The organism is Oceanobacillus sp. M60 (genome assembly GCF_053839645.1).
This window is the reverse complement of record NZ_JBSSNH010000002.1, coordinates 282,434-304,579: the sequence shown is the minus strand read 5'-3', so window position 1 is coordinate 304,579 and position 22,146 is coordinate 282,434. Positions and strand designations below refer to the sequence as shown.

General features: G+C 40.7%; 20 protein-coding genes. 16 read left to right on the top strand and 4 right to left on the bottom strand.

Features of this window, described 5'->3' with window-relative positions:
* Positions 1–90: 90 nt before the first annotated feature.
* From ACW0TQ_RS05720 to mtnN, 9 genes are all read left to right on the top strand, one after another.
* Positions 91–360 (top strand): IreB family regulatory phosphoprotein, encoded by a 270-nt coding sequence (locus ACW0TQ_RS05720; RefSeq protein WP_042534321.1) that lies wholly within the window; start codon positions 91–93, stop codon positions 358–360.
* Entirely contained in the window at positions 357–782 is a 426-nt protein-coding gene (ruvX, locus tag ACW0TQ_RS05715; protein ID WP_042534319.1) for a Holliday junction resolvase RuvX, read from the top strand. Before ACW0TQ_RS05720 ends, ruvX begins: the two co-directional genes overlap by 4 nt.
* The gene (locus ACW0TQ_RS05710; protein ID WP_042534317.1) at positions 782–1,057 is read left to right on the top strand and encodes a DUF1292 domain-containing protein; all 276 of its coding nucleotides are present in this window, start codon (positions 782–784) and stop codon (positions 1,055–1,057) included. The genes ruvX and ACW0TQ_RS05710 overlap by 1 nt, the downstream gene beginning before the upstream one ends.
* A gap of 230 nt (positions 1,058–1,287) precedes the next feature.
* Positions 1,288–2,406 (top strand): endolytic transglycosylase MltG, encoded by a 1,119-nt coding sequence (gene mltG, locus ACW0TQ_RS05705; protein ID WP_042534316.1) that lies wholly within the window; start codon positions 1,288–1,290, stop codon positions 2,404–2,406.
* Positions 2,407–2,638: 232 nt separating this feature from the next.
* Positions 2,639–3,277 (top strand): O-methyltransferase, encoded by a 639-nt coding sequence (locus ACW0TQ_RS05700; RefSeq protein WP_052485077.1) that lies wholly within the window; start codon positions 2,639–2,641, stop codon positions 3,275–3,277.
* A 21-nt stretch (positions 3,278–3,298) separates the two neighbouring features.
* Complete coding sequence (gene udk / locus ACW0TQ_RS05695; protein WP_042534315.1) at positions 3,299–3,937, top strand: uridine kinase; 639 nt, start codon at positions 3,299–3,301, stop codon at positions 3,935–3,937.
* Between the two features lie 206 nt (positions 3,938–4,143).
* Positions 4,144–4,620, top strand: coding sequence for a transcription elongation factor GreA (gene greA / locus ACW0TQ_RS05690; RefSeq protein ID WP_042534313.1), 477 nt, complete (start codon positions 4,144–4,146; stop codon positions 4,618–4,620).
* 450 nt (positions 4,621–5,070) lie between these two features.
* On the top strand, positions 5,071–5,787 hold the full coding sequence (locus ACW0TQ_RS05685; RefSeq protein ID WP_244882404.1) for a YrrS family protein: 717 nt from the start codon (positions 5,071–5,073) through the stop codon (positions 5,785–5,787).
* Between the two features lie 30 nt (positions 5,788–5,817).
* Positions 5,818–6,507, top strand: coding sequence for a 5'-methylthioadenosine/S-adenosylhomocysteine nucleosidase (gene mtnN / locus ACW0TQ_RS05680; protein ID WP_042534310.1), 690 nt, complete (start codon positions 5,818–5,820; stop codon positions 6,505–6,507).
* Positions 6,508–6,616: 109 nt separating this feature from the next.
* Here mtnN and gltC read toward each other — a convergent pair whose 3' ends face one another.
* Positions 6,617–7,510 carry a glutamate biosynthesis transcriptional regulator GltC gene (gene gltC, locus ACW0TQ_RS05675; protein WP_042534308.1) on the bottom strand — a complete coding sequence of 298 codons (894 nt, stop codon included), beginning with the start codon at positions 7,508–7,510 and terminating at the stop codon, positions 6,617–6,619.
* 167 nt (positions 7,511–7,677) lie between these two features.
* On the opposite strand from gltC, the gene gltB reads away from it, so the two are divergent.
* The 7 genes from gltB (at position 7,678) to glnA (ending at position 19,328) form a co-directional block, all read left to right on the top strand.
* Entirely contained in the window at positions 7,678–12,252 is a 4,575-nt protein-coding gene (gltB, locus tag ACW0TQ_RS05670; protein ID WP_455725411.1) for a glutamate synthase large subunit, read from the top strand.
* Positions 12,245–13,741, top strand: coding sequence for a glutamate synthase subunit beta (locus ACW0TQ_RS05665; RefSeq protein ID WP_212928153.1), 1,497 nt, complete (start codon positions 12,245–12,247; stop codon positions 13,739–13,741). The genes gltB and ACW0TQ_RS05665 overlap by 8 nt, the downstream gene beginning before the upstream one ends.
* Before the next feature lie 191 nt (positions 13,742–13,932).
* Entirely contained in the window at positions 13,933–14,844 is a 912-nt protein-coding gene (gene spoVK / locus ACW0TQ_RS05660) for a stage V sporulation protein K (RefSeq protein ID WP_042534302.1), read from the top strand.
* A 49-nt stretch (positions 14,845–14,893) separates the two neighbouring features.
* The gene (gene hflX, locus ACW0TQ_RS05655) at positions 14,894–16,135 is read left to right on the top strand and encodes a GTPase HflX (protein ID WP_455725410.1); all 1,242 of its coding nucleotides are present in this window, start codon (positions 14,894–14,896) and stop codon (positions 16,133–16,135) included.
* 3 nt (positions 16,136–16,138) lie between these two features.
* On the top strand, positions 16,139–17,380 hold the full coding sequence (locus ACW0TQ_RS05650) for a methionine gamma-lyase family protein (RefSeq protein WP_212928155.1): 1,242 nt from the start codon (positions 16,139–16,141) through the stop codon (positions 17,378–17,380).
* 116 nt (positions 17,381–17,496) lie between these two features.
* The gene (locus tag ACW0TQ_RS05645) at positions 17,497–17,904 is read left to right on the top strand and encodes a MerR family transcriptional regulator (RefSeq protein WP_042534297.1); all 408 of its coding nucleotides are present in this window, start codon (positions 17,497–17,499) and stop codon (positions 17,902–17,904) included.
* A gap of 86 nt (positions 17,905–17,990) precedes the next feature.
* Complete coding sequence (glnA, locus tag ACW0TQ_RS05640; RefSeq protein WP_042534295.1) at positions 17,991–19,328, top strand: type I glutamate--ammonia ligase; 1,338 nt, start codon at positions 17,991–17,993, stop codon at positions 19,326–19,328.
* 227 nt (positions 19,329–19,555) lie between these two features.
* Here glnA and ACW0TQ_RS05635 read toward each other — a convergent pair whose 3' ends face one another.
* From ACW0TQ_RS05635 to ACW0TQ_RS05625, 3 genes are all read right to left on the bottom strand, one after another.
* Positions 19,556–20,050, bottom strand: coding sequence for a hypothetical protein (locus tag ACW0TQ_RS05635; protein WP_455725409.1), 495 nt, complete (start codon positions 20,048–20,050; stop codon positions 19,556–19,558).
* A 123-nt stretch (positions 20,051–20,173) separates the two neighbouring features.
* Positions 20,174–21,571 carry an aspartate kinase gene (locus ACW0TQ_RS05630; RefSeq protein ID WP_455725408.1) on the bottom strand — a complete coding sequence of 466 codons (1,398 nt, stop codon included), beginning with the start codon at positions 21,569–21,571 and terminating at the stop codon, positions 20,174–20,176.
* Positions 21,572–21,900: 329 nt separating this feature from the next.
* The gene (locus ACW0TQ_RS05625; protein WP_368901233.1) at positions 21,901–22,134 is read right to left on the bottom strand and encodes a DUF2627 family protein; all 234 of its coding nucleotides are present in this window, start codon (positions 22,132–22,134) and stop codon (positions 21,901–21,903) included.
* Positions 22,135–22,146 lie beyond the last annotated feature (12 nt).

Below are 22,146 nucleotides of genomic sequence, written 5' to 3'. Positions count from 1 at the left end.
TGGTTGTATGTTTTCTCGTTAATAAGTATAATGATAGAGATAAACATGTTAAAATAGAAGTAGAAGGTTAATGAAGGACGAGGTGTCATTATGAGTTCAATTGATAAAACAATGAAATTCAACTTTTCCGAAGAACCATTTGACCAGGATATTAAAAAGATTTTAATGACTGTTCATGAATCATTACAGGAAAAAGGATATAATCCGATCAATCAGATTGTCGGATACCTATTGTCAGGTGATCCTGCATACATTCCTAGATATAATGATGCGCGTAATTTGATACGTAAAGTTGAACGGGATGAAGTTATTGAAGAACTTGTAAAGTTTTATCTAGAACAGAATAAGGAGAATTCATGAAAGCGATAGGTTTAGACGTGGGTTCAAAAACAATAGGTGTTGCCGTAAGTGATGCCCTTGGCTGGACAGCGCAAGGGCTAACCACTATTTATTGGGATGAGAATGAATTTGAATCTGCAGATGAAGAACTAAAGGGTCTGATTGAGGAAAATGAAGCATCTCTGATTGTAATCGGACTCCCTAAAAATATGAACGGCACGATTGGTGAAAGAGGCGAGGCGTCCGAGCGCTATGCTGCGTATGTAAAGGAAAAGTATGAATTGCCTGTGGTATTATGGGACGAGCGTTTAACCACGATGGCAGCGGAACGTGTACTGCTGGAAGCGGACATGAGCCGTAAGAAAAGGAAAAAAGTAATTGATAAGATGGCAGCTACAATGATTTTGCAGGGTTATCTAGATTCAAAAGGAGGCATTATGTAATGACATTAGAAGAAAAAGAACGCATTATTATCCCCGACGAAAATGGGGACGAGCATTTGTTTGAAGTGCTATTCACCTTTGATGTGGATGAAACAGAACAATCTTATATTGCTGTCGTGCCTGCTGAACAAGCAGAGGATGAAGAGGTAGAGGTATACGCATTCCGTTACGAAGAACAGGAGAATGAAGATTTTACCCTGTACCCGATTGATTCCGATGAAGAGTGGAGCATGGTAGAGGAAATGTTAAACACATTAGCTGAAGAAGAAGAGTAAAGAGATAAAAGAAAGCTGACATTCACATTTTGTGACATCAGCTTTCTTTTCCCGTGTAATTGCTGCTTTCTATCCCTTTTCATACCTGCTGAAATATATATTTTTTTCAAAATTCCTGTTGAAAATGAATCTTTTTGTTTAAGATGTAGAAGGATGAAATAAAATAACAGGAATATTGGATAATTTTATATGAATTTAGTATAATGAAGCGGATGAAAGGGGGACACAGAGTGTCAAAAGATGACAAGCATAACGGATTCCAAAAGAATCTTATACAAAGAGCAAAAGATGCTTCTAAAGTAAGAAAGATTGTCGCAATTATTATTGTTTGTTTTACGCTCATCTTAATAATCGGCGGAATTTCAGGTTATTTATATATTCATTCTGCACTACAGCCTATTGATGAAGAAAATTCAACTCCTGTAGAAGTGGAAATCCCGATTGGGTCTTCCAGCTCAACGATAGCCGGGATACTTGAAGAAAACGGAATTATCAAGGATGCCCGTGTATTTCGTTTTTATACAAAATTTAATAATGTGAACGAATTTCAAGCTGGAAATTATACATTCAATACAGCCATGAGCATGGATGAAATTATTGAATCGCTGCAGCATGGAAGAATTATTGTCGATGCGGTCCATACTATTACAATCCCTGAAGGATTGACTGTAGACCAAATTGCTGAAATATATAGTGAGCAGCTTTCTTTTTCGGAGGAAGATTTCCTGGAGGTTGCCAATGATCCAGATTTTATTGAGGAATTAATGGAGGAATATCCTTCCTTACTGACGGAGGATATTCTGGATGAAGATATTCGTACCCCTTTAGAAGGTTATATGTTTGCTTCCACTTATGAGTTTTATGAAGAAGAACCATCCATTGAATCGATAATAGATCGTATGGTAGAACAAACAAATTCTATCTTCCAGCAATATGAAGGAGAGATTGCAGATCGAGGTTTTACTCCACACGAAGCGATAACCTTTGCATCCGTAGTGGAAAAAGAAACTGCTCATGAAGAGGAGCGCGCACAAATTGCCGGCGTATTCCAGAATCGTTTGGATGAGGATATCCAGCTGCAGACAGATCCAACGGTATTGTATGCAAAAGGAGAACATCAAGCAGTGGTCACCTTTGATGATTTAGAAACCGAGTCACCTTACAATACCTATTTGGTGGATGGACTGCCGGTAGGCCCGATATCGAATTTTGCGGAAAACTCCTTGAAAGCAGTAATCTCACCGGAAGATTCCGATTATCTGTATTTCTTACATGATGAAGATGGTAATATTCATTTTGCTGAAACATTTGATGAACATGTAGAAAACCGGGAAAAATATATCAATTAAAGTGTGTTCCAAAAGTGCTCACTCTTAAACGGACTAATGGAGAGCTTCTCCATTTTCCGTTTTCTTTTTTAGCCGTCAGGAAAGGGTCGTGTTTTTCTAAGAATTGGTTGCGATTGCTCAACCCGTCATGCCCTCACAGCGGTTGTTAATATTAAAAATAAAGCTGCATTGTCACCCATCGATTTTGGTGAAGAACCAATTATAATGGTTGAATGTAAAAGGAAATGATGAAATGGAAAAAGATATCGAGAGCTACTTGGAAAATCTGCTTCCTGCTTCTTCAGGAGCTGCAGACGTTCTTGAAAAATATGCCGAAATCAATCATGTGCCGATTATCAACCGGAGCAGCATGCATATGATTAATCTTATTTTAAAGATGAAGCAGCCGGAAAAGATTTTAGAAGTAGGCACAGCGATTGGTTATTCCGCATTGCGTATGCTGGAAGGAGCGTCAAAAGCAAATATCGTTACCATTGAAAAAGATGCCAATCGTTATCAGGAAGCAATCACAAATATCAAGGAACAGAAACGTGATAATCAAATCGAAGTTATTTTTGGAGACGCCGCAGAAGTCATGCAGGAATTAGCTGAAAAAAAATTACAGTATGATGTTATTTTTATTGATGCAGCAAAAGGGCAATATCAAGTTTATTTTGATTTAGCAGATAAAATGCTGATGCCCGGAGGTGTATTGATTACCGATAATGTATTATTTCGGGGCATGGTCTTCTCGAATGAAGAGGTGCCTAAAAAATATAAAACACTGGTACGGAAATTAAGATCGTACAATGAGATGCTAGTGAATCATCCGGATTATCATACATCGATTATACCGATGGATGATGGTGTCTCCATTAGCTATAAAAAGTAAGGTGTGTAAGGAGTTAGCAGCATGGAAAAAAATAAACCCGTTGTAATCGGTGTTGCCGGGGGAAGCGGCAGTGGAAAAACCTCCGTTACAAGAGCTATCTATGAGCGTTTTAAGGAAACGTCCATCCTGGTAATTGAGCAGGATGCATATTATAAGGATCAGTCGCATCTTCCTTTTGAGGAAAGATTAAAAACAAATTATGACCATCCCTTGGCATTTGATAACGATTTATTAGTAGAGCATCTTCAACAATTACTTGAATATAAATCAATTGAAAAGCCTATATATGATTATAAGGTGCATAACCGTTCAACAGAAACAATCCATGTTGAGCCCAAAGAAGTCATTATCGTTGAAGGAATTCTGATTTTAGAGGATGCTAACCTCGTTGATTTAATGGATATAAAAGTATTTGTCGATACCGATGCAGATTTGAGAATTATCCGCCGGCTATTAAGAGACATTAAAGATCGCGGGAGAACATTGGATTCAGTCATTGACCAGTACATTCAAGTGGTCCGGCCGGCACATATGCAATTTATTGAACCGTCAAAACGATATGCAGATTTGATTATTCCAGAGGGCGGAGAAAATCATGTTGCAGTGGATATTATGGCATCTAAAATTGAAAATATCTTAGTAAAGAATTCAAATTTATAATTATTTTTCTTGATATTTTAGGTAATATCTGCCATAGTATTGATTAGTATATTTTGAAGAGTTAGCACATAAGCTATATAGCCAATTTTATTAATTAAATTATATATACTAGGAATAGGCAGCTGTGTTCTTTTGGATAAACCAGGTTTGAGAATAAGCTGCGATTATTACCAGATAGAAAAGAAATTAGAAGGAGTGTTTAGAAGATGGCTGCAGAAAAAAGCTTTTACATGACACAAGAAGGGAAAGACAAGTTAGAGGAAGAATTGCATTATTTAAAAACGGACCGTCGCCAAGAGGTCGTTGAAAGAATAAAAGTAGCTCGTGATTTCGGAGATTTGTCCGAGAACTCGGAGTACGATGCGGCAAAAGATGAGCAGGCGTTTGTGGAACAGCGTATTACCCAAGTAGAAAACATGATTCGCAATGCCGTAATTATTGAGAATGATAATGAAGATCCTAATGTAGTCGGAATGGGAAAATCAGTTACATTTGTGGAATTACCTGATGGGGATGAAGAAACATATACTATCGTCGGCAGTGCAGAAGCTGATCCCTTTGAAGGGAAAATTTCCAATGATTCTCCAATGGCAAAAAGCCTGTTAGGACAAGAAATTGGACAGGAAGTTTCCGTAGCTACACCAGCTGGAGACATTGAAGTCCGCATAACCAATGTTGAATAAAAATTGGAAAGCGTTTGCGTAAACTTTTATCTCATTGAAGCTGCTGAGAAAAAGGTATTATCTTTGACCAGTAGAAAGGTTATCCAAACGTATATTTTTGAAGTACGAAAACTTACAGTTAAACACAACTGTAAGTTTTCGTACTTCTATATATTTCTATATTGTTTGAAAATATAAACCTGTTTGCTGTATTAATGCGGCGATGTTGTAAAACAGGAACCGCAATAGTTTTCTAATTAAAACGTTAAAAACCAAACAATATGTACGAATAGTATTACATACCCGAATTTTTAAGGATTTAAATAAGGTGTCTATCTTCATCACATTCTCTTAATCCTTTAAGTTTAAACAAGAAATAAACAGTAATTTTGTGCTAAAATAGAATAGACAAAAATCGCTGGATTCGATAGGATAGTATAAAGTAAATAGTGTAGCGAGGGGGAATCTCTGGTGAGTCAGACAAGATCAAACAAATTTGAAAAAAGAAGAAAAAATACAAACGCAATTACCATTCTATCTATTGCTGCAGGAATCGTCTTAGTTATTTTTCTTGCGATATGGGTGTTTGGCGGCGGAGATGATACAACGGAGGAAGGTACTGAATCGGATGCATCCGAAAATACGTCAGAGGAAGATAATGGGGAGGCCGGCGGAGAAGATGATAATGGCTTCTTAATAACCGATCCGGAATCTAATGAAGATGAAGAAAATAACAATGAATCTGACAATGAGGACGCAAATCGAGAAGAAGACAATGCAGATGAAGACGAGGATGCTGATGAAGATGCAGCCAATGAAGAAGATGAGAATGAGGAAGAAAATGAAGAAGATAATTCCTACGAAGACAGAGAGTCTGCAGAACCTTCCGGTGATGACGTTGCGGAGGCCTATACCGGTGACTGGGATCCGATCGGTACAGAACAGGAAGGCGACCATAATACAGATTTTAGTGATGGATCTTCAGACCGTGTTGAAATTAAGAGAGCAGTCTCTAAAGTTACTGGTTTAAGTGAAGATGGTATGATAGAGCACTGGGTTGGAAATAATGGACCTGACAAAGTAATTGCTACCGTTTCCGATTCAAGCAATTCAGAGAATTATCGTGTATTCCTAGACTGGGTTGACGGTGAAGGCTGGCAGCCGACTCAGGTAGAAGAATTGAATTAAATTGACGCGGGACAATAATGGAGGATTAGAATGACTATCGGAATTATTGGAGCAATGGATGAAGAAATTGAATTACTGAAACAAAGCATGACTGATGTACGAGAAATTGAAATAGCAAAGACTCATTTTTATCAAGGTTACCTGGAAGGGAAAAAAGTTGTCCTCATGCTATCCGGTATCGGGAAAGTAAATGCAGCCATGTCTGCAACCATCTTACATGAACGGTTTAATCCGGATAAAATTATTAATACTGGGTCTGCAGGAGGTTTTGCTGAAAACCTGGAGGTTGGAGATGTTGTTATTTCCACCGAGGTATTGCATCATGATGTGGATGCGACAGCATTTAATTATGTCTATGGACAAGTTCCGGGGATGCCTGCAGTCTATACAGCTTCGCCTGATTTGATAGATTTGGCAGGTAAGGTAGTATTAGAATCAGGTATTCAGGCAGAAACAGGTATTATTGCAACTGGTGATTCATTTATGCAGCGTGAGGATCAGACAGCTGTTGTCCGTGGACGTTTTCCTGAAATGCTTGCTTTAGAAATGGAAGCTGCTGCAATTGCGCAGGTATGCTATCAATATCAAACGCCATTTGTCATTATTCGAGCATTATCAGATATTGCCGGAAAGAAATCATCGGTTTCATTTGATGCATTTTTAGAAAAAGCAGCAAAAAATGCAGCGGATGTGATTATAAAAATGGTTCGTGAATTATAAGTTGTTTAGTTAGAAAAACTCGTATTTGCTAATGAGCGAATACGAGTTTTTTAATGCATTGGTATTTCTTTGTGAAATATCATCCTTGAAGACCTGGACGGGTATCCTTTTACTCCCCAACATCAAAATAATCCTGAATAAAATTATAAAAAACTCGTTCAGATGGAGCCAGGTTACGGTTTTTCGGAATGATAATACCGACTGCCCGCTTGAGAGGCGGATTATCAATAGCTACCTTGGCGCTATAAGCGGTATTTAAATCATTAAAGGCACTTTCAGGAAGTAACGTAATCCCCATCCCGGCCGCAACTAATCCTTTAATGGCATCTAAGTCCTCTCCTTGGGATTGAATATTCGGTGTAAACCCGGAACGGATACAAGCATCAATAACTAGCTGATGAAGCACATACCCCTCAGGAAACAATACAAAATTCTCCGCTTCTAACTCTGCGACAGAAATTTTTTCTTCGTTTGATTTAGCGTGAGAACTGGGAATAAGAGCATAAAAATTTTCCATAAATAGAACCTTGCCAATGATGTCCGGCTGATTATCGGGAACAGGGCCAAGGAATGCTAAATCAATTTCTCTATTCCGGACAGATTCAATTAGAAAATTATAAGATCCCTGTCTTAATTGAAAACGGATATTAGGATAGCTTTTCTTAAATGCGGATAAAACGGTCGGCAAGAGATTACTGGCTAAGCTTGTCGGAAAGCCGATTTTTATTGAACCGCCTTCCGGGTCTAAGTATTCATCGACCTGTTTCTTAGCATAATCCACTCCCCTTAAAGCGGATTTTATATGAGTTAAAAATATTTTTCCAATAGGTGTTAAATGTACATTTCTCCCAGCTCTTTCAAAAAGCTGAACCCCTAATTCACTTTCTAAATTTGAAATTTGCCGGCTGACTGCAGATTGGGCAACATGCAGTTCGAAGGCAGCCTCTGATACATGTTCTCTTTCTGCTACAGCAACAAAATATCTTAATTGGCGCAGTTCCATATTTCCACCTCATATCAAAATTAGATTATTCCTATGTTTATTATATATTGTTTCGATAAATAAAAAAACATAAAATATATTTTACCCACTTTTATTGCAGTGTGAGATGAAAAGAGCATCCCGCTGAATGAAACAGATATTAATGGATACGGAATGGAGGAACAAAGATGATATTTCAAGATTTGCCAAAAGCACAAGGTCTATATCAACCGGATTTTGAGCATGATGCTTGCGGCATTGGCTTATATGCACATATTAAAGGGAAGCAGACGCATGACACAGTTACAAAAGGGCTGGATATGCTTTGTAAGCTGGAGCACCGCGGCGGACAGGGAAGTGATCCGATGACGGGCGACGGTTCTGGTTTAATGGTGCAGATTCCCGATCAATATTTCAGAAGAGTCTGCCCGGAATTTCAACTGCCGTCTGCAGGAGAATATGCTGTTGGTATGATCTTTCTTTCTCAAGATAAACAAGAGCAAACAGCAGTCATAAACCAAGTCAATCAGCTGATTGCGGGGGAGAGACAGCAGTTGATTGGATGGAGAGATGTGCCTGTAGACACTGCTTGTATCGGTAAAGGTGCAGTAGAAACGCTCCCGGAAGTTAAGCAGGTATTTATCCGGTCGACCATGGCGTCAGACGAAATGGCTTTTGAAAGAAAGCTGTATGTGATTCGTAAGCAAGCAGAGCATTGGGCTGAGGAAAAGAATATTCGCTTCTATGTTCCGAGTCTTTCTGCCAGAACCATTGTATATAAAGGCCTGCTGACTCCAGAGCAGGTAAATGGATTTTATTTAGATTTACAGGAAACGGATTTTGTTTCAGCTTTTTCACTCGTTCATTCCCGATTCAGCACAAACACATTTCCATCCTGGGAACGGGCGCATCCGAACCGCTATTTAATCCATAATGGCGAAATTAATACATTACGTGGAAATGTCAATTGGATGCGAGCGAGAGAAAAACAATTTGTTTCTGATGCATTTGGCGATGATTTAGAAAAGCTGCTTCCCATTATCCGCAGTGACGGAAGTGATTCAGCAACATTAGATAATGCACTGGAATTTTTAACACTTGCAGGGAGAGAGCCTGCTCATGCGGCGATGATGCTGATACCAGAACCATGGGATAAGAATAGCCATATGAATCAGGAAAGACGTGCTTTTTATCAATATCACAGTCTGATGATGGAGCCTTGGGATGGGCCGACATCAATTACCTTTACGAATGGAAAGCAAATCGGAGCAATATTAGATCGAAATGGGCTGCGTCCGGCAAGGTATTATGTGACGAAGGATGATTACATTATCTATTCCTCTGAAGTAGGTGTCGTTGACGTAGAGGAAAGCAATGTTTTATTAAAGGAACGATTAAGTCCTGGGAAAATGCTGTTAATAGATATCGAGAAAGGAAGAATTATTTCCGATGAAGAGATAAAATCTGCTATTACAACAGAATACCCCTATCAAGATTGGGTAAAGGAGCAAACCGACGTCTTAGCTCCAGAAGTTGATGAAAGCACGGAAATGGATCCGCAATTGTATCATAAACAGAAAGCATTCGGTTATACGATGGAGGATATTGAAAAGTATTTGATTCCGCTTGTACAGGATGGAAAGGACCCGATCGGTGCAATGGGGAATGATGCTCCGTTAGCTGTTCTATCCGAACGTCCGCAAAGCCTGTTCAATTATTTTAAACAGCTCTTTGCTCAAGTGACAAATCCGCCGATTGATGCTTATCGGGAGCAGTTAGTGACATCCATGCTGACCTGGCTTGGAAGCGAGGGGGATATGCTTCACCCGGAAACTGAAAAGAAAAGACGAATCCGTCTGGATTCACCAATTTTATCGAATGTGCAGATGGAAAAAATTGAAAATAATGAAATAGACGGTTTAAAAGCGGAAGTCATTGAAGCATTATTTACAGATGATTTGGAAGCTGCGCTGAAACAAGTGTTTGAGCAGGCGAAAGCAGCAATCTATAAAGGGAAAAATATATTGGTGTTGCGGGATACAGAAATGAATCAAATGCAGAAAGCAATCCCGGCACTGCTTGCAGTCAGCGGGCTGCATCAATTTTTAATTCGTGAGGGTATCCGTACAAAAGCGAGTATTCTTATCCAGTCAGGGGAAGCGCGTGAGGTGCATCATTTTGCAGCCATGCTTGGTTATGGAGTCGATGCGATTTACCCATATCTCGTGTATCAAACCTACCATCAGGCATTTGATACGGGTAAATTAGCATTAAATCCAAAAGAAGCACAGGCAAAATATATTGCCGTGGCGACAGAAGGCATTATCAAAGTAATGTCTAAAATCGGAATTTCAACTGTACAGAGCTATCGCGGTGCTCAGATTTTTGAGGCGGTCGGCATCAGCAAGCAGGTCATTGAAGATTATTTTACCGGAACGGCTTCGCAAATAGACGGAATTGATTTGGGTGTGATTCAGCTTGAAACAGAGAAACGTCATCAGGAAGGGTACCAGGAAGCATTTGATCAGCTTCTGGATTCAGGAAGTGAGTTTCAATGGCGAAAAACAGGTGAACATCACGCATTTAATCCGTCAACGATTTATAAGCTGCAATGGTCCTGCCGGCGCGGGGACTATAAGCTGTTCAAGCAATTTTCTAAAGAATCAAATGAAGCGCGTATCGGCTTTTTACGAAATCTATTTGACTTTAAAAAGACAAACTCGATTTCTATCGATGAGGTAGAATCTGTGGACACGATTGTAAAACGGTTTAAAACAGGAGCGATGTCGTTCGGATCTATTAGTAAAGAGGCACATGAGACATTGGCGATTGCCATGAATCGCCTCGGCGGTAAAAGCAACAGCGGAGAAGGCGGCGAGGATACAGCACGCTTCACCCCGGATGCGAATGGGGATTTACGATCCAGCGCAATTAAGCAGGTAGCATCCGGCCGCTTTGGAGTGACCAGTAATTATTTGATAAATGCGAAAGAACTGCAAATAAAAGTTGCGCAGGGAGCGAAGCCTGGAGAAGGCGGTCAGCTGCCGGCGGAAAAAGTATATCCATGGGTTGCTGATGTGCGCAGGTCCACACCTGGAGTCGATTTAATTTCTCCGCCTCCGCATCACGATATCTACTCCATTGAAGATTTGGCACAGTTGATCCATGATTTAAAAAATGCGAATAGCAACGCAAGAGTGAGTGTTAAACTTGTTGCTAAATCAGGTGTCGGAACAATTGCTGCCGGTGTGGCTAAAGGAAATGCCGATGTTATTTCTGTAGTCGGTTATGATGGCGGAACAGGAGCATCGCCGAAAACAAGTATTAAGCATACAGGTCTGCCGTGGGAACTGGGGCTGGCAGAAGCACATCAGACATTAATGCTAAACGGACTGAGAGACCGTGTTATTTTAGAAACGGACGGCAAGCTGTTAACTGGAAAAGACGTGGTAACAGCAGCCTTGCTGGGAGCAGAGGAATATGGGTTTGCTACAGCACCGCTCGTTGTGGTCGGCTGTGTGATGATGCGCGTCTGTCACAAGGATACCTGCCCAGTCGGTGTCGCTACCCAAAATCCGGAGCTTCGTAAAAAGTTTGCAGGAGACCCGGACCATGTTGTGAACTATATGCGGTTTATTGCGGAAGAGGTTCGGGAAATTATGGCAGAGCTCGGCTTCCGGACAATGGATGAGATGATCGGGCGTACAGAATATCTGGAAAGGTCAGCGCGTGCTGACGGACATTGGAAAGCGAAGCATCTCGATTTATCAACGCTTGTTTATCAGGTGGAAGGAACCAAAAGAAACACTACACAGCAGGATCATAAATTAGATCAATCCTTAGATATAAAAGAAATTCTGCCTGCTGTTCAAGAATCATTGGAAACAGGCGAAGCAATGGAAGACAGCTTCTCTATAAAAAATACGGATCGTGTTGCCGGTACGATTGTCGGCAGTGAGATAACAGCTAAATATGGGGAGGAAGGTCTGCCGGAGGATACCATCAATCTACATTTTACCGGCTCAGCCGGTCAAAGCTTTGGTGCGTTTATTCCAGCAGGTATGACCATGACAGTAACTGGAGATGCCAATGACTATGTAGGCAAAGGGCTTTCAGGCGGAAAAGTGATTGTGCGTGCGCCGGAAGAAACAACCATTGACGCAAGCCATAATGTCATCGCAGGAAATGTTTCCTTCTACGGTGCGACAAGCGGGGAAGCATATATTCACGGCTATGCTGGAGAGCGTTTTGCAGTCAGAAACAGCGGTGCCAAAATTGTTGTAGAAGGCGTCGGAGATCATGGCTGCGAGTATATGACAGGCGGCAAAGTGGTTATCCTTGGCAACGTCGGTAAAAACTTCGCAGCTGGAATGTCTGGCGGAATTGTTTATGTAAGGCCGGATGATGTTCCTGCCTTCCGTGCTTTAACGAATGCGACGCTGATTCAATTTGAAGAAATAACAGATTTGGAAGAGCAGGAAGAAGTAAAAGATTTGATTATCAACCATTTAGATTATACCAACAGTGAGAAAGCAGCATTTATCTTAAAGCACTGGAAGGAAGAAGTAAAGAAATTTGTCAAAGTAATCCCGACAGACTATAAATTAATGCTTCAGCAGATTCAATGGTTTAAAGAACAGGGCTTAGGTACAGAGGATGCGCGTTATGAAGCGTTTATGGCAAAGAAAAATAACGAAATGACCGTAAAGTTAGATGAGGAATCCTTGATGAAGGAAGAGAAAGGAGCCAGAGTAAATGGGTAAAGCAACTGGATTTATGGAAATAAAAAGAAAAAAAGCAACGGAGCGTGACCCGCTTGAAAGAATAAAAGATTGGAAAGAATACGCTGGCACCTTCTCTGATGATGCAGCAAGCCAGCAGGGTGCGCGCTGCATGGATTGCAGTATTCCGTTTTGTCATATCGGCATGGAAATCGAGGGGGCAACCTCAGGCTGCCCTGTCTATAATTTGATTCCGGAGTGGAATGACCTTGTTTATAAAGGCAGATGGAGAGAAGCGTTAGACAGGTTAATGAAAACTAATAATTTTCCTGAATTCACTGGGAGAGTTTGTCCTGCCCCATGTGAAGGCTCTTGTACCGTAGCGATTAATGACCCGGCTGTATCGATCAAGAATATTGAGCAGAAAATTATTGATAAAGGCTTTGAAGAAGGCTGGATTGAACCGCGAATTCCAGAAGTGCGTACTGGCAAAAAAATCGCTGTGATTGGTTCGGGGCCGGCTGGATTAGCGGCAGCAGATCAATTAAACCAGGCGGGGCATGAAGTAACTATTTACGAACGTGCAGACCGTGCCGGCGGATTATTGACCTATGGTATTCCAAACATGAAGCTGGATAAGGGAGTCGTTGAACGGCGTATTCAATTGCTACGGCAGGAAGGGATTCATTTTGTATTGAACACCGAGGTAGGAAAGGATATTTCAGCCGAGGATATGAAAGCAAGCTTTGATTCGGTGATTATTTGTACTGGTGCCCAGAAGCATCGTGATCTGCCTTTAGAAGGAAGAGATGGAAAAGGAATCCGTTTTGCGATGGATTACTTGACGCGTTCAACGAAAAAGCTGCTTGATGCAGATATCGAGTTGGAAGAGGAGTTAAATGCAGAAGGAAAAGATGTGATTGTTATCGGCGGCGGAGATACTGGCGCGGATTGCATCGCCACAGCCCTTCGTCAGGGCGCTAAAAGTATTGTCCAATTCGGAAAGCATCCGCAGCTGCCGGTGAAACGGGCTGACTCCAACCAATGGCCGGCTTATCCGCAGGTATTCAGTCTGGAATATGCGCATAAGGAAGCGAAAGAAAAATTCAGGAAGGATATTCGTGAATATTCTATCCAGACACAAAAATTTGTAACAGATGCGCAGGGGAATTTAAAAGAGCTGCATACGATTCAAATGGAGAAAAAACAGGATGAAAATGGTGTCTTCTTTTTTGAGGAAATACCGGGAACTGAAAAAGTGTGGCCGGCACAGCTTGTGTTAATTGCTATCGGTTTTGAAGGTGCTGAGGAAACAGCTGTCAAAGCATTTGAGGTGAAAACGATGCGAAACCGCGTGCTTGCAGCTTATGGAAAGTTTTTAACAACAGAAGAAAATGTATTTACAGCAGGAGATGCCCGCCGGGGTCAGAGCTTAATTGTCTGGGCAATTAATGAAGGGAGAGAAGCGGCTTACCAGGTTGATGAATATTTAATGGGAACCACTTCCTTGCCGACTGTTGCGAATATGTAATAGCAACGTGATAAATAAGCGAGTTACCTGTCTAAGCATAGATGGGTAGCTCGCTTGTTGTATGAATATACTTTTTTTAATGAAGGTAAAAGCATTATGCTTTGATAAGCCTATGGCGAATCTTTATAGGCATCTGTCACCTCTTTTTAGGTATTTGCGTATATTGTTAGGGAATAAGGGGTGATGGAGAATTGGCACAGGCAGAAGGGTATAAAAATGGCCGTATTAATATTATATTAAGTGAGAATACACCGCAATCCAGCGCGAATCTCCGTGTAAAAAAACAAAAGCATTCGCCGCTTGAAATCGTCGATAAAGAATTTGCGTCGTTTGTCGGATTAAATGACTTAAAAACGTCCATTAAAGAGATTTATGCGAGTATTCTTATCAATGAAAAGAGAAAGGAAGAAGGGTTAAAAAGTTCGAAACAGGTTCTTCATATGCTGTTTAAGGGGAATCCGGGAACGGGAAAGACAACGGTAGCCCGAAAATTAGCAAAGCTTTATCATGATATGAATATCCTTTCGAAAGGACATTTTATAGAGGCAGAGCGTGCCGATTTAGTCGGAGAATATATCGGCCAGACAGCGCAGAAAACAAGAGCGGTTATCCAGAAGGCGATGGGCGGTATTCTGTTTATTGATGAAGCTTATTCTTTATCTCGGGGCGGAGAAAAAGATTTTGGTAAAGAGGCGATTGATCTGCTTGTAAAACATATGGAAGACGGACGGGAAGATATGGTGCTTATCCTTGCTGGTTATCCGCGCGAAATGGATCGTTTTCTTTCGATGAATCCCGGCCTCGAATCCCGATTTCCATTTATTTTAGATTTTGATGATTACTCTGTGGATGAATTATTAAATATAGGAAACCGTATGCTGAGCGAAAGACAGTATCAATTATCAAAACAGGCGGAATGGAAGTTTCGCAATCATTTGGCCAAAAAATTGCGGGAAGATAACTATAATTTTTCGAATGCGAGATATGTGCGGAATGTAATTGAAAAAGCAATCCGGCTGCAAGCGGTCCGGTTGCTTAACTCTGACAAAATGGTATCCAGAGATTTAATTGTTTTAACAGACCAGGATTTGTTGCTAGAATAGAAATAATGGGTATGATAGTATAAGAACTATTTTAAGAAAGAGGTAGGCTATGACAGTAGAAAATGTATTAGTAATTGCGGTTAACCAATCTGAAAGATCTGAACGTCAATTCGAGTCTTCTTTAGATGAGCTTGTTTCTCTATGTAAAACTGCAGGAGGGCAGGTTCAGGACGTTATCACACAAAATCGGGAACGTATCCATCCGGCTACCTATATCGGAGAAGGAAAGCTTCAGGAAGTAGCTCAAATCGTTCGCGCAGAGGGAATTGATTTGGTAGTAGCTAATAATGAGTTATCGGCTGGCCAGGTTCGCAATTTAGCCGATACACTGGATGTTCGTGTCCTTGATCGAAGTCAATTGATATTGGATATTTTTGCGATGCGCGCGCAAACGAAGGAAGGAAAGCTCCAGGTCGAGCTGGCTCAGTTGGAGTATTTGCTTCCCCGTTTGCATGGACAAGGTGCTAATTTATCCAGACTTGGCGGCGGAATCGGGACAAGAGGTCCGGGGGAAACAAAATTGGAGACAGACCGCCGGCATATCGAAAGAAGAATCTATGATATCAAACGCCGCTTACAGCTGGTTGTGAAGCAGCGTGACCAATATCGGAAGCGCAGACGGTCAAATGATGTTTTCCAAATAGCGATTGTCGGTTATACGAATGCAGGGAAATCGACGATATTTAACAGATTGACAAATAGTCATTCATTAGAAGAGGACCAACTATTTGCGACGCTGGATCCGCTCACACGCCGTATTCAATTCCCCAGCGGTTTGAAAAGCTTAATAACAGATACAGTCGGGTTTATCCAGGATCTCCCGACGGCCCTGATTGCTGCATTTAAATCAACACTGGAGGAAGTGACAGAAGCAGATTTTCTTCTGCATGTGGTCGATATCTCAGATCCTGATTTATTACAGCAGCAGGAAACCGTTCGCAAGCTTTTGCAGGAATTAGACGCCGGCCATATCTCGGTACTGACCGTGTATAATAAAAAGGATCAGCTGGAAGCCGATTTCTTTTTGGCAAACCAATTCCCTAATATTCAAATCAGTGCGTTAGAGGAAGAAGACTTACATGCATTATTAATCAAAATGGAAGAAGTATTAAAAGAAGAATGGGATTTATTTGACATTGTGTTAGATTCAAGTGAAGGAGATTTGTTGTACCAGCTTCAATCAGCAGCGTTAGTTGTCAAAAAAGAACTGCTGGAGGAAACGAACCAATTTCATGTGCAGGGCTATGTCAGAAAAAATCATCCATTTCACCGATTTGTAGAGGAGAAGTAAACGATGCAAGCAGAATCACTTATGATAGAAGCAGAAAAAGATTGTTTAGAAGGTCACCAGTATATACAAGAAATTGTAGAGAAAAATCAAAGACGTGTTCTGGAGGCCTTCCGAAATCATCGGATTAGTGACGCACACCTGCAAGGGACGACAGGCTATGGGTACGATGATTTAGGCCGGGAAGGCTTAGAAGCAGTATATGCGCAGGTTTTCGGCGGAGAGGATGCCGTTGTGCGTCCGCAGATTGTTTCGGGCACACATGCTATTACAACAGCTTTATTCGGTATGCTCCGCCCGCAGGATGAGCTTGTTTATATTACGGGGCATCCATATGATACGTTGGAAGAAGTAATCGGGAAGCCCGGCAAAGAAGAAGGATCGCTGGCTGATTTTCAAATCGGTTATCGTGAGGTTGCCTTAAAAGAAACAGGAGAAATTGACTTTGAAGCGATAAAAAGCAGCTGGACAAAGCAGACGAAAGTAATTGCTATCCAGCGTTCAAAAGGTTATGATGCCAGACCTTCCTTCACGATTAGTGAAATAAAAGAAATGGTGGATTTTGTGAAAGCCATTGATCCATCTGTTATCGTATTTGTTGATAATTGCTATGGGGAATTTACAGAAACAAAAGAACCGCTGCATGTCGGTGCCGACTTGATTGCCGGTTCACTCATTAAAAACCCTGGCGGCGGATTAGTCCGGGCAGGAGGATATATTGCAGGCCGTCAAGACCTGATCCATTTGTGTGCAAACCGTCTGACAGCTCCTGGTCTGGGCAAGGAAACAGGAGCTTCTCTTGGTATGCTTCAGGAAATGTATCAGGGTTTCTTCATGGCGCCGCATACTGTAGGGGAAGCCTTAAAGGGCGCCTTGTTCACAGCGCGTTTTCTGGAGCTGGCCGGGTTCCGCACAGCCCCGTCCTATCACGAAAAAAGAACAGACCTGATACAAACAGTTACTTTTCATACAGCGGAGGAAATGATTGCTTTTTGTCAGGCGATTCAAGAGAACTCTCCTATTAATTCTTATGTAACACCTTATCCGAGTGAAATGCCGGGATATGAAGATGAAGTGATTATGGCAGCAGGAACGTTTATACAAGGGGCGAGCATCGAGCTGTCTGCGGACGGGCCTATCCGTGCTCCATATACAGCTTATGTTCAGGGCGGTTTAACCTATACGCATGTGAAAATTGCCATTATCGAAGCGGTAAAAACATTGAAAAATCAAGGTTTTATTTCTTAGTGAAAGGGTAAAAACAAGTATGGAATAATTTATATGTTAAATAACCTAACATTTCATTGACATTAAAACTGACATCCATTATACTGAATATATCATATAAAGAAGGGGGTCATCTTTTGAATGATCAAGATCGTCGTTCAATGCCCTTATTCTCAATAGGAATAGTTATGAAATTAACCGAACTGACTGCGAGACAAATTCGTTACTATGAAGCAAATGATTTAATTGCTCCCGAGCGGACAAAAGGAAATCAGCGTCTATTTTCATTTAACGATGTAGACAGGCTGCTTCAAATCAAGGATCTCTTAGACAAAGGATTAAATATGGCCGGCATCAAGCTTCTGCTGGATGAAGAAAACAAAGAAACTCCGGAAGAAGCACCGAAGAAAGAGAAAAAAACGCCGGCTAATTTAACGGATAAAGAGCTTAGAGGAATCTTGAAAAATGAATTAAACGAAGCGGGAAGGTATGGAAAAGCCAGTATGAGGCAAGGAGAACTGGCACGCTTTTTTATAAAGCATTAACATCAGGTTAAAAGAGTTTTCGCTGCAAAGACAGTGTAGTGGAGGTTTTCTTTTCATACTTAAATGAATTTTTAGGAGGAGAACAAATGGCTAAGAAATTAACCAGAGAAGAAATTATTACACAGATTAAAGAGGAGAATGTACGTTTTATCCGTCTGCAGTTTACAGATATGCTCGGAACCATTAAAAACGTTGAAATCCCTTTAAGCCAGCTTGACAAAGCATTAGATAATAAAATGGCTTTTGACGGGTCCAGCATCGAAGGGTTTGTCCGTATTGAAGAATCAGATATGCTCTTGCATCCTGATTTGGATACATTCATTGTATTCCCTTGGACTTCTGAAAAAGGAAAAGTGGCGCGTTTTATCTGTGATATCTATAATCCGGATGGTACTCCTTTTGCAGGCTGCCCGCGTTATAACCTGAAACGCAACCTGAAAAAAATGGAGGAATTAGGATTTGATGCATTTAATATTGGTGCGGAGCCGGAGTTCTTCTTATTCAAATTGGATGAAAACAGAGAACCTACACTGGAATTGAATGACCATGGCGGTTATTTTGACTTAGCGCCGACAGACCTGGGTGAAAACTGCCGACGCGATATTGTATTAGAGCTGGAAGAAATGGGCTTTGAAATTGAAGCATCTCACCATGAAGTTGCCCCTGGACAGCATGAAATTGATTTTAAATATTCGGATGCAGTGAAGCATGCAGATGATATTCAAACCTTTAAGCTTGTAGTAAAAACCATTGCCAGAAAGCATAATTTACACGCTACATTTATGCCGAAACCATTATTTGGAGTGAATGGATCAGGAATGCATGTAAATATGTCCCTTTTCTCAGGAAAAGAAAATAAATTTTACGATACAAAAGGGGAGTTAGAACTAAGTCAGACAGCTTATCAGTTTATCGCCGGCATTATTGATCATGCGACAAACTTTACAGCGATAACAAATCCTACAGTCAACTCTTATAAGCGTCTTGTACCCGGATACGAAGCGCCTTGTTACGTGGCATGGTCTGCATCTAACCGCAGCCCGCTTGTCCGTATCCCGAGCTCACGCGGTTTAAGTACTCGTGTAGAAGTACGAAGTGTTGACCCGGCTGCTAACCCGTATATGGCATTATCCGTACTATTAGCTTCTGGCTTAGACGGCATTAAGAGAAAGTTAGACGTGCCAGAATCTGTCGACCGCAACATTTATGTTATGAATAAAGCAGAGCGCGAAGAGAATGGTGTGAAAGATTTACCGTCTACTTTAAAAGAAGCAATGGATTTGCTTGAGCAGGATGAAGTGCTTGTTGAATCTTTAGGAGAGCATTTATTTGAACACTTTATTGAAGCAAAAGATATTGAGTGGGATATGTTCCGTACAACTGTGCACCCATGGGAGCGCGAGCAGTATCTGACGAACTATTAATTCAGACGTAAAGAATTACTATCTCTTAAACATTAATAAATAACAGCTGTTTAGGTACTGTGCATAGACTTTTTGTTCTAGGGCAGTACCTTTTTTTGGGTGAAAGGGACAGATTTTGGATGCGTGGAATAATTCGAAAAAATATGATGGAATGGTTTTTTATTGCTCTTGTAAATAAAGAAACGCAAGCAGTTCGTGCTTCAACCTGCTTGCGTTTCTTTATTTGTTTACTTTTGATTCCTGCGATATAAGATAAATCCAGATCCGGTTAAAATAGGCGTAGCTATAGAGAGAGCAAAAATAAAACGATGTGCCGTCTGATCAGAGAAGTGAGAGGAAATGTAAATGGATTCTAAGCCGCCGCCCCGACATTGTATGCGGTCAAAATGAGAGTACTCGTTATCGTTGGTAAAAAGATGAGTTACCTCTGTATCTGAAAAAGCGGCTTCCGTATTTTTATAATCCAAAGAAACCTCTTTACTATCTTTTTCTGTAGCACAGTGTACTTCATTTACGTCGGTTGTAACCGGGTAGGCCCAAATTTCTGTGGTTTTACGATTGTCTGCCGGCGAGAAGGATTCATTTATTTCTATTCCACTTGCTGATAATTCTCCTGGGAATGCTGCTTTTTGATATACCATCCAAATACCTAACGGACCGGCTATAATACAAAGCATGCAAGATATTGCAAGTAAGGAGGTGATTTTTTTAGCATTTTTCATAACTAAAACACCTTTCTGTCAGTAGATAGCTATTATACGTTTGCATAACGGGATTTGTTTCAAAAAAAAAGCATCGCCTAGGAGCGGGGATTCCGTTCCTGGGCGATGCCTTATATTTGCTTATTATTGATGGCCTCTTGCGGCTGCAGAAGGGAAAGTTAAATTGGATTCATCCTCTGTGAAAAATTCTTTGTACAGTGACTGAATCGCTTTTTCCAAATCCACTGCGTGAACACCGAACATCATGGATACTTCCGAAGATCCCTGGTTAATCATATCAATATTGATACCAGCCTTAGCAAAAGATGCGGTAGCTTTAGCGGCAACACCGATTGTATTTACCAGCCCTTCCCCGACCACCATAACAACAGCCAGATCGCGATGAATACTTACGGTATCCACATGCAACTCATTGCGGATTCGGTCGATAACAATCTGTTCCTTTTCAGGTGTGAAAAGATGATCTCTGAAAATAACAGACATATCATCAATTCCAGAAGGTGCATGCTCGAAGGAGATTCCTTCATCTTCAAAAATATTTAACAGCTTTCGGCCAAACCCGACTTCCCGGTTCATCAGGAATTTACTGACGTATAAGCTGCAGAAGCCGACGTCGCTTGCTATGCCTACTACACATTGATCTGTGGAATCTCTTTCTGCAACAACCATTGTGCCGGGCGCTTCCGGGTTGTTGGTGTTTTTGATACAGACCGGGATTTCTTCTTTAAAAGCCGGGATAAGCGCTTCGTCGTGAAATACAGAAAAGCCGGCATAAGATAATTCCCGCATTTCCTTATATGTTAGAACAGTAATATCTTTAGGATTTTCTACAAAGTTTGGATTTACCGCAAACACTGAATCAACGTCTGTGAAATTTTCGTACAAGCTTGCTTTGGTACCTGCAGCTAAGATAGCTCCAGTAATATCGGAACCGCCCCGGGAGAAGGTAACTAAATCATTATTTTCGGTATAACCAAAGAATCCGGGGACGACAGATACACCTTCGCGTTCTCTGAGTTTATAAATTCTAGAAAAGCTTTCCGGCAATAATTGAGCATTTCCAGGTTCATTACTGACAAAAATTCCAGCCTCTTTTGGATTGACATAGCTTGCATTTAAGCCTAAATGCTTTAAATAAGCACTTACGATTTTAGCAGAACTGTCTTCACCGATGGATTTTAAAGCATCAAGCTGTGCCATAGGTGATATATCAAACTGAAGATACTTTTCAATGGTTTGCTGAATATCTTCTAAAATAGACTGGTCAAGGCTCAAATCCTCTATTATTTCTTGAAATCTAACCATGATGTTTTGTAACTGCAAATCATGATCTTGATTTTGCTGTTTTGCATAACAAAGCTCGATTAATAAGTCTGTCATTTTTACGTCATCTGAGAAGCGTTTCCCTGGTGCAGATACAACAATCACTTTTCGGGAGGAATCAGACTTAATGATATTCGCTACCTTTTTAATCTGTTTTGCATTTGCTACAGAACTTCCTCCAAATTTTGCTACTTTCATTTACATGATACCCCATTTCAAAATTCCCACTATAAACTAGCTATTTTAGTTACGAAGATTTTTAGTGCGTGGTATTTTTTATTTTTACTAATATAACATATTTTCTGTTAAATTAAAGAGGAAAATGAAAAAAAGAAAGAAAAATAACGAAAATACCATTTTTATTCTCTTTGCTGGACAAATGTTTACCATTTTAGGCCATTTAGAAGGAAAAACAAGTGTTTAGCAGGGATGAATCAAATTCCATTTTTAGTATCACTGCAAGCATGAACAGTGTAGCGGAAATGTAGTTTAAATGAAAAAATCCCGTTTCAATGAAACAGGATAGATCAGCTTGCTGATTCCTTTTCTTGACTGCGCTTCTTCCTGTCTCTGTAGACAATAAAGCCGCCAAGGAATAACAAACCGCCGAGAAAAAGAATTAAACCAACAATAAATTGAATGCTTCCAAAAATAAAAAATGGATAAAATGTATCAAAAAGCGTATCCCGCATCAATTTAATACCAAAAGCTGCAACCACCCCTGGAATAAATAGGATGATTAAAGCGAGGTTTCTTTGCATAAAAACTCCTGC